This window comes from Streptomyces sp. NPDC005820 (assembly GCF_040630255.1).
Classification (GTDB): domain Bacteria; phylum Actinomycetota; class Actinomycetes; order Streptomycetales; family Streptomycetaceae; genus Streptomyces.
Genome location: NZ_JBEXXE010000095.1, coordinates 1 through 15,533, shown reverse-complemented (window position 1 = coordinate 15,533; position 15,533 = coordinate 1). Strand labels below are relative to the sequence as shown.

Here is a 15,533-nt window from a genome sequence, read left to right as displayed (position 1 = left end):
CTCACCCTCCAGGACGCCGCACGCCTCGTCGCCACACGCGGCCGCCTCATGCAGAACGCCACCCCCGGCGGCGCCATGACCGCAATCGAAGCCACCGAAGAAGAAGTACGGCCACTCCTGGACGACGACCACGTCTCCCTCGCCGCCGTCAACAGCCCCCAGTCACTGGTTATTTCGGGCGACACCGACGCCGTACAACGTGTGGCCCACCACTTCACCGCCCTCGGCCGACGCACCCGCCCCCTCACCGTCAGCCACGCCTTCCACTCCCCCCACATGAACCCCGTCCTCGACGACTTCCACGCCATCGCCGAGACCGTGGACTACCGTGCGCCTCGCATCCCCCTCGTCAGCACGGGTGAGCCGACCTCCGCCGCCTACTGGACCGATCACATCCGCACCACCGTCCGCTACCACGACGCCGTCCAAAACCTCACCACCCAAGGAATCACCACCTTCATCGAAATCGGCCCCGACGCCGCCCTCACCCCCCACACCCCGGGAGCCGTCTCCGTACTCCGCCGAGGGCAGCCGGAGGCCCGGGCGCTGGCGGTCGCGCTCGCCTCCTCGTTCGTCCTGCCGCGTCGACCGGGCCGTGCGGTGCCGGACGGTCTGCCCACCTACGCGTTCCAGCGGCAGCGTCTGTGGCTCGCGCCGACCGTGCCGGTGGCGGGTGCGCAGAGGCTGGGGCTCGACGCGTCGGGGCATCCGCTGCTGGGGGCCTCTGTCGAACAGGCCCAGGACGGCGGCCTTCTGCTCACCGGGCGGTTGTCGCGCGGCACGCAGCCGTGGCTGGCCGACCACACGATTGTCGGGTCGGTCCTGGTGCCCGGCACGGCGTTCGTGGAGTTCGCGCTGGTGGCCGGCGAGCGGTCGGGCGCCGCACGGTTGGCTGAACTGACGCTGGAGGAGCCCCTGTTGCTGCCGGCCCAAGGTTCCGTCCAGGTCCAGGTGTCAGTGTCGGGTGGCGACGCGGACGGGCGGCGGACGCTCGGTGTCCATGCGCGGGCGGAGGGCGGCGAGTGGACCCGGCACGCGTCGGGCACGCTCGCCCCGTCGGCGCCGCCCGGGGCGAACGCGCCGGTCGCGTGGCCGCCGGCCGGTGCCGAGGCGGTCGACGTCGAGGCGCTGTACGCGTCGTTGGACGCACTGGGCTATGCCTACGGTCCGGCGTTCCGGGGGGTGCGGGCGGCCTGGCGGCGCGGGGCGGACGAGCTGTTCGCCGAGCTCGCGCTGCCCGGGGGCCGGGACGCGGCGGGCTATCTGGTGCACCCGGCGCTGCTCGACGCGGCCCTGCACCCCCTGGTCGCCCGGGCCGCCGAGAGGAGCGGGGCCGAGGGGCTGCCGCTGCCGTTCGCGTGGGCGGGCGTGGAGCTGTCGGCGACGGGGGCGGACACGTTGCGGGTCCACTGGTCGGGCGGTGCGCTCACGGCGGTCGACACGGAGGGGCTGCCTGTCCTGAGCGTGGACGCGCTGACGCTGCTGCCCGCGCGGCCCGAGCAGGTGTCGGGTGCCGCGCGGGTGCGTGATCTGCACCGGGTCGCGTGGGCGCCCGTGCCGGTGTCCGGGACATCGGCGGGCGCCGACGTCACCCCCGTAGAGCTGGTCGAGGGGCTGGATGAGGGCTTGGACGCGTTGCCGGAGCGGGTGCCGTCCGTGGTCGCCGTGCCGGTGCCGGCCGGCCGGGGCGCCGCCGCGATCGCGCTGCGCCTGGTGCGGGCCTGGCTCGCGGAGGAGCGCTGCGCGGACGCGCGGCTGCTGCTGCTGACACGGGGCGCGGTCGCGGCCGCCGACGGCGACACGGTCGACGATCCGTGGGCGGGAGCCGTGTGGGGTCTCGTCCGGTCGGCGCAGGCCGAGCATCCCGACCGGTTCGCCGTCGCCGACATCGACGTCGACGCGGACGAGGCCGTCGGCATCCTGTCGGCCTGGGGCCCGCTGCTCCTCCAGGAGTCCCAAGTCGCCCTGCGCGGCGAAGTGTTGTACGCACCCCGGCTCGTCCCCGTCGACATGGCGGACGAGCGTGCGCCGGACGGGTTCGCCGAGCGGACCGTCCTGGTCACCGGGGCGACCGGAGGGCTCGGGCGGCGACTCGTACGGCATCTCGCCGACCGGCACGACGCGCGCCGCTTCCTGCTTCTCAGCCGTGGCGGGCCGCAGGCGCCGGGCGCCGCCGAACTGGCCCGGGAGCTGGCCGCGTCGGGCGCCGAGGCCACGTTCGCGGCGTGCGACGTGGCCGACCGGGCCGCGCTGGCCGAGGTCCTGGCGTCCCTACCGGACGAGCATCCTCTCGGCGCGGTGTTCCATCTGGCCGGTGTCCTGGACGACGGCACGGTCGCCTCGCTCACCGAGGAACGCCTGGACACGGTGCTGCGCCCCAAAGCGGACGCGGCGCACCACCTGCACGAGCTGACGCGCGGCCACGACCTCACCGCGTTCGTGCTGTTCTCGTCGGTCACCGGCGTGACGGGCAACGCCGGGCAGGCCAACTACGCTGCCGCCAACGCCCAGTTGGACGCGCTCGCCGAGCACCGGCGCGGCCTCGGGCTGCCCGCCACATCACTGGCGTGGGGGCTGTGGGCGGATGCCGGGGGCATGGCGGAGGGCCTCGGGGCGGCGGAGCGGCAGCGCTGGGAACGCTCCGGCCTGGTGCCGCTGACGGCGGACGAAGGGCTGGCTCTGCTCGACCGCGCCCTGGCCTCGGCGCCGGTGTCGGGGGCGGCCCTGGTGCCCGTACGTCTCGATCGCGCCGCGCTGCGGTCGCGGGCCGCGGCGGGTCCGCTGCCGGCCGTCCTGCGCGGCGAGGTACGCGAGCGGCGCCGCCGGGCGGCCTCCAGTGCCTCGGGCGCGCCCGTCGACGCCTCGTGGGCGGGCCGCACGGCCGCGCTGCCCGAAGCCGAACGCGCCCGTGCGGTCAAGGAGTTGGTGCGGACGACGGTGGCGACCGTGCTCGGTCACGCCACCCCGGCGACCATCGACTCCGGGCGGGCCTTCAAGGAGCTGGGCTTCGACTCGCTCACCGCGGTCGACCTGCGCAACCGGCTGGCCGCGTCGACCGGTCTGCGGCTGGCCGCCACGGTCGTCTTCGACCACCCGTCGCCCGAGGCCCTGGCCCGTCATGTGCTCGGCCTGCTGCCCGGCGCCGCGGCGCCGCACCCGGCCGACGCGCCCGTCCCACCCGTACCGGCGCTCGTCCAGGACGACCCGATCGTCGTGGTGGGCATGGCCTGCCGGTACCCGGGCGGTGTCACGTCGCCGGAGGAGTTGTGGCAGCTGGTGGCCTCCGGCGCCGACGCGATCGGGCCGTTCCCCGACAACCGCGGCTGGGACCTGGACGGGCTGTACCATCCGGACCCGGAGCACTTCGGCACCTCGTACGCACGTGAAGGCGGATTCCTTTACGGAGCGGGTGAGTTCGACGCGGAGTTCTTCGGTGTCAGCCCGCGCGAGGCCGTGGCCACGGACCCGCAGCAGCGGCTGCTCCTGGAGACCGCCTGGGAGACGTTCGAGCGGGCCGGCATCGACCCGACGGCGATGCGCGGATCCCGCACCGGTGTCTTCGCCGGGGTGATGTACAACGACTACGGTGCGCGGCTGGAGAAGGCGCCGGAGGAACTGGAGGGCTACCTCCTCACGGGCAACACCTCCAGCGTCGTGTCGGGCCGGCTCTCGTACACGTTCGGCCTGGAGGGCCCGGCGGTGACCGTCGACACGGCGTGCTCGTCGTCGCTGGTCGCGCTGCATCTGGCCGCGCAGGCGCTGCGGCAGGGCGAGTGCGACTTCGCGCTCGCGGGCGGTGTCACCGTCATGTCGCAGCCGGACACCTTCGTCGAGTTCAGCCGCCAGCGCGGCCTGTCGGCGGACGGCCGATGCAAGTCCTTCGCGGCGGGCGCGGACGGCACCGGCTGGTCGGAGGGCGTGGGCCTGCTGCTGGTGGAGCGGCTCTCGGACGCCCGCCGCAACGGCCACCACGTCCTGGCCCTCGTCCGCGGCTCCGCCATCAACCAGGACGGCGCCAGCAACGGCCTCACCGCCCCCCACGGCCCCTCCCAAGAACGCGTCATCCGCCAAGCCCTCACCCAAGCCGGCCTCACCCCCGCCGACATCGACGCGGTCGAGGCGCACGGCACCGGCACCACACTCGGCGACCCCATCGAGGCACAGGCACTGCTCGCGACGTACGGCCAGGAACGCGACGGCGAACGGCCGCTGTGGCTCGGCTCCTTGAAGTCCAACATCGGCCACACCCAGGCCGCGGCCGGCGTCGGCGGCATCATCAAGATGATCCAGGCCATGAACCACGGCGTGCTCCCCCGCACCCTGCACATCGACGAACCGACCCCGCACGTCGACTGGTCGGCAGGCGCCGTCCGCCTCCTCACCGAGGACCACACCTGGACCACCCCCCACAACCGCCCCCGCCGCGCCGCCGTCTCCTCCTTCGGCATCAGCGGCACCAACGCCCACGTCATCCTCGAACAACCGGCGACCAACGGCGAGTTGACCGAGGAACCGGACGACGACGGGCTCACCCCCTGGGTGATGTCGGCCCGGAGCCCGGAGGCGCTGCGCGAGCAGGCCACGCGGCTGCGCACGCTCGCGGACACCGCACCCCACGTCCCGGCGCCCCGGATCGGCCACGCGCTGGTGACGGGCCGGGCCGCGCTGGAGCACCGGGCCGTCGTCCTGGCCGAGACACCCACCGACCGGCTCGCGGCCCTCACGGCCCTGGCCGAGGGCGACACCCACCCCGCACTCGTCACCACCGGCACACCGTCCGGCGGCGGGACGGCGTTCGTGTACTCGGGGCAGGGCAGCCAGCGCCCCGGAATGGGACGTGAACTGTACGAGACATACGGGGAGTTCGCCGCCGCCTTCGACGAGATCTGCACCGCCTTCGACCCCCACCTCGACCGCTCACTGCGTGATCTCGTCCTCAGCGGCGACGAGTCGATCCACGAAACGCGCTACGCACAACCCGCACTGTTCGCCCTGGAGACCGCTCTGACCCGCCTGCTCGCGCACTGGGGCATCACCCCCGACGCGGTGGCCGGACACTCCATCGGCGAACTCACCGCCGCACACATCGCAGGCGTCCTCACCCTCCAAGACGCCGCACGCCTCGTCGCCACACGCGGCCGCCTCATGCAGAACGCCACCCCCGGCGGCGCCATGACCGCAATCGAAGCCACAGAACAAGAAGTACAACCGCTGTTGGACGACGACCACGTCTCCCTCGCCGCCATCAACAGCCCCCAGTCCCTGGTCATCTCGGGCGACACCGACGCCGTGCGCCACGTCACCGACCACTTCACCAGCCTCGGCCGACGCACCCGCCCCCTCACCGTCAGCCACGCCTTCCACTCCCCCCACATGAACCCCGTCCTCGACGACTTCCACGCCATCGCCGAGACCGTGGACTACCGTGCGCCTCGCATCCCCCTCGTCAGCACGGGTGAGCCGACCTCCGCCGCCTACTGGACCCACCACATCCGCACCACCGTCCGCTACCACGACGCCGTCCAGACCCTCACCACCCAAGGCATCACCACGGTTCTGGAGATCGGACCGGACGCCGCCCTCACCCCCCACACCCCCGACGCCATCCCCCTACTCCGCCGGAAGCAGGGCGAGCGGCGCAGTTACCTGGCCGCGCTCGCGCAGGTGTACGCGGCGGGCGGGTCGGTGGCGTGGGAGCATGCCTTCGCCGGGTCGGGCGCGGCGGTGTACCGGCCGGTCGACCTTCCGACGTACCCGTTCCAGCGCAGGCGCTACTGGCTGGACGTGTCGTCGGCCGGGGCGGGGCCGCTGCTCGGGGAGCCGGTGGAACTCGCCGGGGACGGCGGGCTGTTGTTCGCCGCCGAGCTGCGTGCGGACCGGCTGCCGTGGCTGGCCGACCACGCGGTCGACGGGGTGCCGCTGGTGCCGGGTGCGCTGTTCGTCGCGCTCGTCCTGGAGGCCGCGGGCCACACGGACGCCCCGGTGGCCGAGGAAGTGACGCTGGAGGAGCCGCTGGTGCTGCCCGCCGGGGGAGCCGTGGGACTGCAGGTGACCGTAGCGGCGGCGGACGAGGCGGGGCGCCGGGCGTTCGCCGTGCATGCCCGACCGTCGGGTGACGCTTCCTGGACGCGGCACGCCACGGGGCTGCTGGCCCCGGAGGCGGCGCCCGCCGCGGGGGACGATCTGTCCGTGTGGCCGCCCGCGGGGGCGCGGCGCGTCGACACGGGCGAGGTGTACGAGGAGCTGGCGGCGCTCGGATACGCGTACGGGCCCGCCTTCCGTAATCTGGACGCCGCGTGGCGGTCGGGCGAGACGCTGTTCGCCGAAGTCCGGTTGCCGGACGAGCCAAGTCGGCTGACCGATCCTGCGGGCGACTTCGTGCTCCATCCCGCGCTGCTGGACGCCGCGCTGCATCTGCTGCCGCTGCGTTCGGAGGGCGGGGTGCGGCTGCCGTTCGCGTGGGCCGGGGTGCGGCTGCACGCGGTGGGCGCCACGGCGCTGCGGGTGCGCCTCACGCCGGTGGCCGGCGGTGACGACACCGTGGCGGTGCTGCTGACCGACGCCGAGGGGGGCCTCGTCGCCACAGTCGAGCGGCTGGCGCTGCGGCCTCTGCCGCGCGGAACGCTGGACACGTCCGCGGGGGTGGGCGACGACTCGTTGTACGAGATCGCGTGGGTCGCCCCGGAAACCGGCACGCCCGCGCCCGCCCCGGTGTCCGCCAGTGGTCATGTGGTGCGCGTCGAGACCGCGCGGAGCGCCCTTGCCCATGTACAGGAGTGGGCGGCCCGGGACGGTGACGAGCTGCTCGTCGTCGTCACCTCGGGGGCCGTCGCCGCGACCGGCGCCGAGCGGGTGCGCGAGCCCGCTGCGGGCGCCGTGTGGGGTCTGGTGCGCACCGCGCAGACGGAGTTCCCCGACCGGTTCGTGCTGGTCGACAGCGACGGCACGGACGCGTCCGATGCCGCCCTGGAGGCAGCGGTGGCGTCGGGGCAGCCGCAGTTCGCGCTGCGTGACGGCGCGGTGCTGGTGCCGCGCCTTGCCCGCACCGCCGTCGCACCCGCCGCCGAACCGGAGGATGCCGGGGCGGAAGGGCTCTTCGGTGCCGGGACCGTGCTGCTCACCGGGGCCACGGGCGCACTCGGCACGCTGGTCGCGGAGCGTCTGGTCACCCGGCACGGCGTCCGGCGTCTGCTGCTGACCAGCCGGCGCGGGCCCGCAGCGCCCGTCGCGCGGGAGCTGCTCGACCGGCTGACCGGGCTCGGCGCCCACGCCGACCTCGTCGCCTGCGACACTTCCGACCGGGCCGCGCTCGCCGCTCTGCTCGCGGACCTACCGGACGCGCATCCGCTCACCGGGGTGGTGCACGCGGCCGGTGTGCTCGACGACGGGGTCCTCGCCGACCTGACACGGGACCGCCTGGACGCCGTGTTGCGCGCCAAGGCGGACGCGGCCGTGCACCTGCACGAGCTGACGCGCGGCCACGACCTCACCGCGTTCGTGCTGTTCTCGTCGGTGGCCGGGGTCATCGGCAACGCCGGGCAGGCCAACTACGCTGCGGCCAACGCCCAGTTGGACGCGCTCGCCGAGCACCGGCGCGGCCTCGGGCTGCCCGCGCGGTCGGTGGCCTGGGGCCTGTGGCAGGACCTCGACGGCATGGGGTCCACGCTGTCGGCGGCGGACCTGGCCCGGCTGCGGCGGGCCGGGATCGCGCCGCTGCCCGCGCAGGCGGCGCTGCGCCACTTCGACGCGGCGCTCGCCGGCGACGGGCCCGCGGTCCTCGTCGCGTCCCGCTTCGACACGGCCGCGCTCGGCGCGGCGGCCACGGTGCCGCCCGCGCCGCTGCGCTCCCTGGTCCGTACGCGTCCGGCGCGGCGCACCGCGGCGGCCGGGGCCGGGCAGGGGCGGGGCGGTGGCACGCTCGCCGAGCGGCTGTCAGGGCTCGCCCGGCCGGCGGCGGAACGGCTCGTCCTCGATCTCGTACGCCGCACGGTCGCGACGGTGCTCGGGCACAGTGATGCCGCCGCGGTCGCCGAGGGCCGTCCCTTCACCGACCTCGGTTTCGACTCGCTCGCCGCGGTCGACCTGCGCAACCGGCTCGGCGCGGCTACCGGTCTGCGGCTGCCCGCGACGCTGGTCTTCGACCACCCGACCCCGGCCGCGCTCGCCCGCCAGCTCCTTTCCGAACTACCGGGTGGTGAGACCGAGTCGGCGGCACCGTCGGCGGACGCCAAGACGGCCGTGCGGGTCGACGAAGACCCGGTGGCGATCGTGTCGATGGCCTGCCGGTTCCCGGGCGGGGTGGCCTCCCCGGAGGATCTGTGGCAGCTCCTCGCCGAGGGCACGGACGCGGTGTCCGAGTTCCCCGCCGACCGGGGCTGGGACCTGGAGACGCTGTACGACCCGCGCGCGGAGCGCACCGGCACGTCGGCGACGCGGCACGGCGGATTCCTGTACGACGCGGCGGAGTTCGACCCGGAGTTCTTCGGGATGAGCCCGCGCGAGGCGCTGACCACGGACCCGCAGCAGCGGCTGCTCCTGGAGACGGCATGGGAGGCGTTCGAGCGGGCCGGAATCGACCCGCGCTCGCTGCGCGGCTCACGCACCGGCGTGTTCGCGGGCGTCATGTACAACGACTACGGGGCGCGGCTGCACCAGGGCGGGCGCGCGCCGGACGGGGTCGAGGGCTATCTGGTCAGCGGCAGCGCGGGCAGCGTGGCCTCCGGCCGGGTCGCCTACACGTTCGGTCTGGAGGGCCCGGCGGTCACCGTCGACACAGCGTGCTCGTCGTCGCTGGTCGCGCTGCATCTGGCGGCGCAGGCGCTGCGCAGCGGCGAGTGCGACCTGGCGGTCGTGGGCGGGGTCACGGTGATGGCGAGCCCGGCGACGTTCGTGGAGTTCAGCCGGCAGCGTGGCCTGTCCGCGGACGGCCGCTGCAAGCCGTTCGCGGCGGCCGCAGACGGCACCGGCTGGGGCGAGGGCGCGGGCCTGCTCCTGGTGGAGCGGCTCTCCGACGCCCGCCGCAACGGCCACCAGGTCCTCGCCCTCGTCAAGGGCTCGGCGGTCAACCAGGACGGCGCCAGCAACGGCCTGACCGCCCCCAACGGCCCGTCGCAGCAGCGCGTCATCCGCGCCGCCCTCGCCGACGCGGGCCTGACCCCCGCCGACGTCGACGCGGTCGAGGCGCACGGCACCGGCACCAAGCTGGGCGACCCGATCGAGGCACAGGCCCTGATCGCGACGTACGGGCAACAGCGCGCCGGGGACGAGCCGTTGTGGCTCGGATCGGTGAAGTCCAACATCGGTCACACCCAGGCCGCGGCCGGGGTCGCCGGTGTCATCAAGTCGGTCCTGGCGATGCGCCACGGTGTGCTGCCGCGCACCCTGCACGTCGACGAGCCGACCCCGCACGTCGACTGGACAGCGGGCGCCGTCGCGCTGCTGACCGAGCCGACGCCGTGGCCGGAGCGCGGGCGGCCGCGCCGGGCCGGGGTGTCGTCGTTCGGCATCAGTGGCACCAACGCGCACGTCGTCCTCGAACAGCCGCCCGTGGAAGACGAGTCGGCCACCGACGACACGGCGGCGCGGCCCGTCCCCGACCCGGTGCTCGTGCTGTCCGGCCACACCGAGCAGGCCCTGCGGTTCCGGGCCCGACAGGTCCGGGAGCTGGCCGAGGCCCGCCCCGGGCTCGAACCGGCCGTGCTCGCCCGCTCGTCGGTCGCCGGGCCCGCCGATCCCGCGTACCGTGCCGCCGTCGTGGCGAGCAGCGGACGTGACGACCTGCTGCGCGCCCTGACCGCCCTCGAGGACGGCGGAAGCGCGACCGCGCTGCTGCGCGGCGAGCCGTCGGGCCCCGCGCCGCGCATCGCGTTCCTCTTCACCGGCCAGGGCAGCCAGCGGCCCGGCATGGGCCGCGAACTGTACGAGTCCTACGAGGAGTTCGCCGCCGCCTACGACGAGGTGTGCGCCCATCTCGACCCGCACCTGGGCCGGTCGCTGCGGGGCCTCGTGTTCGGCGCGGATCCGCTGCTCCACGAGACGGCGTTCACGCAGCCCGCGCTCTTCGCCCACCAGGTCGCCCTGCTGCGGCTCGCGGTGAGCCGCGGGGTCCGCCCCGACGCGGTGCTCGGGCACTCCGTCGGCGCGGTGGCCGCGGCCCACGCGGCCGGTGTCCTGTCGCTGACCGACGCCGCCCGCCTGGTCACGGCGCGCGGGCGCCTGATGCAGCGACTCCCCTCCGGTGGTGCGATGGTGGCGCTGTCGGTCGCCGAGGAGGAGGCCGCGGCGCTGCTCGCCGGTGTCGAGGAACGGGCCGCGATCGCGGCGCTGAACGGCCCCCGTGCGACGGTGGTCTCGGGCGCGGCGGAGGCGGTCCTCGCGGTCACCGAGCGGGCCAGGGCCCAGGGTGCGCGCACCCGACGGCTCACCGTCAGCCACGCCTTCCACTCGCCGTTGATGGAACCGATGCTGGACGAGTTCCGGCAGGTCCTGGACGGTATCGCGTTCGCCGCGCCACGGCTGCCGTTCGTCTCCGACCTCACCGGCCGGCTCGCCGACGCCGACGAGCCCGTCTCCGCCGACCACTGGGTGCGGCACGTGCGGCACGCCGTGCGGTTCGCGGACGGTGTGCGCACCCTGCACGCCGAGGGGATCGGCGCGTATCTGGAGATCGGGCCGGACGCCGTTTTGACCACGATGGCCGAGGAGACGCTCGGTGAACTCGGCGTCGCCGCACCGCTGGTGCCGCTGGCGCGCCGCGACCGGACCGAGGGCGCGTCGTTCGCGGCCGCGCTCGGCGCCCTGCACGTCGCGGGCGGTGACGTGGACTGGCGGGCCCACCACGGCGCGGGCGAGCGGGCCGAGCTGCCCACCTACCCGTTCCAGCGGGAGCGGTACTGGCTGGACGTGCCGGCCGGGCGCGGCGGCGACATCGGTGCGGCCGGGCTCACCGGCGCGGGGCATCCGCTGCTGGGCGCGGCCGTGGAGCTGGCCGACGGCACGGGCACCGTCTACACGGGCCGGCTGTCCGCGCTCAGCCACCCCTGGCTGGCGGACCACACCGTGTCCGGCACGGCGGTGCTGCCCGGCACCGCCCTGCTCGAACTCGCCCTGTACGCGGGCGCGAAGGCCGCGGCCCCGGTGGTGCGGGAACTGACGTTGCACACGCCGCTCGTCCTGCAGGAGGAGGGCGCGGTGCGCCTCCAGGTCACCGTGGGCCGGGCCGACGACGCGGGGCTGCGCACCCTCACGGTGCACGCCCGCGGGGACGCCGCGGCCACCGCGCAGGCCACGGACGGCGCCTCGGGCGGCTGGATCACGCATGCCTCCGGTGTGCTCGCGCCCGACGCCGTCCCGGTGCCGCCCGCGTCCTCGCGGCCGTGGCCGCCCGCCGGGGCGACCGAGGTGCCGGTGGGTGACGCGTACGAGCGGCTGGCCGCGCTCGGGTACGTGTACGGTCCCGCGTTCCGTGGGCTGCGGGCCGCCTGGCAGGCCTCGGACGGCGGGCGTCTCGCCGAGATCGTCCTGCCGGACCGGGTCGTCGCCGGCGCGGCGGACGGGGCCGGTTTCACGGTCCATCCGGCGCTCCTCGACGCGACGCTGCACCCCCTCGCGCTGGACGGCCCAGGCCCCGACGGCGGGCTGCGGGTGCCGTTCGCCTGGCACGGGGTGCGGCTGCACGCCACGGGTGCCACCGTCCTGCGTGTCCGTCTGACTCCGGTTGAGGGCGGTGAACAGGAGGCGGTGGCCGTGGAGTTGACCGACGATACGGGTGCGCCGGTATTGTCGGCCGACGGCCTGGCGATCCGTGAGACGGACCCGTCGCGGATCGTGCCTTCGCGCACGGCGGCCCGTTCCCTGCACCGCGTGGAGTGGGTGCCACTCACCACAGACGCGCGGGCAGACATGCCGGACACATCGGATGCGTCGGATGCGTCGGATGCGTCGGATGCGTCTGGGTACGACGTGCTGCACGCGCCTGACGGCGCGGCGGGCGACCCGCACGCCGCCGTCTCCCACGTCCTGCCCGCCCTGCGCGCCCGGCTCGACGACGCCCGGGCCACGGCGCCGCTGGTCGTCGTGACGACCGGGGCGACGGCGCCGCGCGACGCGGAACCGCTGGACGCGCTCGGGCACGCCGCGCTGTGGGGGCTCGTGCGCACCGCGCAGACCGAGCACCCGGGCCGGTTCGTCCTGGCCGACACCGACGGCAGCGAGGCGTCGCTGCGCGCGCTGCCCGCCGCCGTCGCGTCCGGGGAACCGCAGGTCGCGCTCCGCGAGGGCCGGGTACTCGTGCCGCGCCTGGCCCGGGTGGCCGGCGCCCCGTCGCAGGTGCCGCCGCTCGACCCGGACGGCACGGTGCTGCTGACCGGCGCCACCGGCGCGCTCGGCGGCCTGGTCGCCGAGCACCTCGTCACCCGGCACGGCGTCCGGCACCTGCTCCTGACCAGCCGCCGCGGCCCCTCGGCACCGGGCGCGGGGCAGCTCGTCGAGCGGCTCACCGCGCTCGGCGCCGAGGCCCGCGTGGTCGCCTGCGACACCGCCGACCGGACCGCGCTCGCCGCGCTGCTCGCGGACGTACCGGACGCGCATCCGCTCACCGGGGTGGTGCACGCCGCCGGTGTCACCCGTGACGCCACGCTCACATCGCTCGACGACACGGCCGTACGCGAGGTCCTGCGGGCGAAGGCCGACGCCGCACGGTTGCTGCACGAGCTGACCGCCGACCTGACGCCCGGGCTACGCGCGTTCGTACTGTTCTCGTCGGTGGCCGGGGTCATCGGCAACGCCGGACAGGCCAACTACGCGGCCGCCAACGCCTACTTGGACGCCCTCGCCCAGCACCGGCACGCGCGCGGTCTGCCCGCGGCGTCGCTCGCCTGGGGGCTGTGGCAGGCCGAGGACGGCATGGGCGGCGCCCTGTCCGCCGCCGACCTGGCCCGGATCGCCCGCACCGGCATCGCCCCGCTGTCCGTTCCGGACGGACTCGCCCTGTTCGACGCGGCGCTGACCTGCGGTGTCCCCGCGACGGTGCCGGTCCGCCTGGACACCACGGCCCTGCGCGGGCTCGGCGACCCGGAACGGGTGCCGCCGCTGCTGCGCGCGCTGGTCCGGGTCCCGGCCCTGGCCGTGCGCGACGCGGCGCGCGGCGCCGACGCCCCCGCCGGCGCCTCGCCCTGGCTGCGCAAGCTGACCGAGGCGGGCGACGCGGACCGGCCGCGCATGGCGCTCGACCTCGTACGGGCCACCATCGCCGACGTCCTCCAGCACGCCCCGGACAAGACCGTGCCCGCCGACCGCGGCCTGCTGGACCTCGGCTTCGACTCGCTCACCGCCGTTGAACTGCGCAACCGGCTCGGCGCCGAGACCGCGCTGCGGCTGCCCACCACGGTGCTCTTCGACCACCCGACCGCGACAGCGCTCGCCGCGCACCTGCTGCACGAACTGTCCGACCGGCTGCCCGGGGCGGCCGCCGCCGCGCTGGACCATCTCGCCGGCCTGGAGGCGGCCGTAGGCGCCGACGGCCTCGACGCACCTGCCCGGGACCGGCTCGCGGCCCGTCTCGCCGCGGTCCTCGACCGGCTCGCCCCCGGGCTGCGCCCGGACCCGGCCACCGCACCGGCGACCGACCGGCTGACGGACGCCACCGACGACGAGCTGTTCGACCTGATCGACGACCAGCTCGGCTCCGGCTGACCGCACCGCCCCTTCCCCGCGACCTCGGATTGCCGTCCCCCCAAGGAGAGTTGACCATACATGTCGAACGAGGACCGGCTGCGCGACTATCTCAAGCGCGTGACGAACGACCTGATGCAGACCCGGCAGCGCCTGTCGGAGGTGGAGGCCGAGCGGCACGAGCCGATCGCGATCGTCGCCATGGCCTGCCGCTACCCGGGCGGGGTGCGCTCACCGGAGGACCTGTGGCGGGTCGTGGAGTCGGGCACCGACGCCGTCTCCGGATTCCCCGACAACCGAGGCTGGGACCTGGCGGGCCTGTACGACCCCGATCCCGAACACACCGGTACGTCGTACGCGCGTGAGGGCGGGTTCCTGCACGACGCCGACCGGTTCGACCCGGCGTTCTTCGGGATCAGCCCGCGCGAGGCGGTGGCCATCGATCCGCAGCAGCGGCTGCTCCTGGAGACGGCGTGGGAGGCGTTCGAGCGGGCCGGCATCGACCCGCGCTCGCTGCGCGGCTCCCGCACGGGCGTATTCGCGGGCGTCATGTACGGGGACTACGGCGGTCGGATCCGGCAGGCCCCGGACGGCCTGGAGGGCTACATCGGCACGGGCAGCGCGGGCTCGGTCGCCTCGGGCCGGCTCTCGTACACGTTCGGTCTGGAGGGTCCGGCGGTCACCGTCGACACGGCGTGCTCGTCGTCGCTGGTCGCGCTGCACCTGGCGATCCAGTCGCTGCGGCAGGGCGAGTGCGATCTGGCGCTCGCGGGCGGGGCGACGGTCATAGCGTCGCCGGGGCTCTTCGTGGAGTTCAGCCGGCAGCGCGGCCTGTCGCCGGACGGCCGTTGCAAGGCGTTCGCGGCGGCCGCGGATGGCACCGGCTGGGGAGAGGGCACCGGCCTGCTCCTGGTCGAGCGGCTTTCCGACGCCCGCAGCAACGGCCACCCGGTGCTCGCGGTGGTACGGGGTTCGGCAGTCAACCAGGACGGTGTGAGCGGCCAGTTGTCGGCGCCGAACGGTCCCTCGCAGCAGCGCGTGATCCGTGCCGCGCTCGCCGACGCGGGCCTGACCCCGGCCGACGTCGACGCGGTGGAGGCGCACGGCACCGGCACCAAGCTGGGCGACCCGATCGAGGCGCAGGCGATCATCGCGACGTACGGCCAGGAGCGTGACGGCGAACGGCCGCTGTGGCTGGGCTCGTTGAAGTCGAACATCGGGCACACACAGGCCGCGGCCGGGGTCGGCGGCATCATCAAAATGATCCAGGCCATGGACCACGGCGTGCTCCCCCGCACCCTGCACATCGACGAACCGACCCCGCACGTCGACTGGACGGCGGGCGCCGTCCGCCTCCTGACCGAGGACCACACCTGGACCACCCCCGACGACCGCCCCCGCCGCGCCGCCGTCTCCTCCTTCGGCATCAGCGGCACCAACGCCCACGTCATCCTCGAACAACCCGCAGACGAACGGGGGTCGGCAGCGGAACCGGTCGAGGCGGACGGCCCGGCGCCGTGGCTGCTGTCGGCGCAGTCCGAGGCGGCCCTGCGCGCACAGGCCGAGCAGCTGCGCGCCTACGTCGACGAGCACCCGGAGCTGCGACCGGCGGACGTCGCCGGTCTGCTGGCGGACGGGCGCGGTCAGCTGGAGCGGCGGGCCGTGGTCGTGGCGCGGGACCGGCAGGAGTTGGCCGAGGGTCTGGACTCCCTCGCCCGGGGCGTACCGGCGGGCAACGTGGTGGAGGGTTCCGTACGGGATCACGGCAAGACGGTGTTCGTGTTCCCCGGTCAGGGCTCGCAATGGGACGGCATGGCCCGCGACCTGCTCACCACCTCACCCGTCTTCACCCACCACCTCAC

The 15,533-nt window shown here is 75.1% G+C and carries 2 protein-coding genes; both read left to right on the top strand.

The features are described from left to right. Nucleotides 1-13,692, top strand: a 13,692-nt coding sequence (locus tag ABZ464_RS51125; protein ID WP_359289713.1) for an SDR family NAD(P)-dependent oxidoreductase, incomplete at its 5' end; no start/stop codon positions are given. 60 nt (nt 13,693-13,752) lie between these two features. Next, nucleotides 13,753-15,533, top strand: a 1,781-nt coding sequence (locus ABZ464_RS51120; RefSeq protein ID WP_359289710.1) for a type I polyketide synthase, incomplete at its 3' end; no start/stop codon positions are given.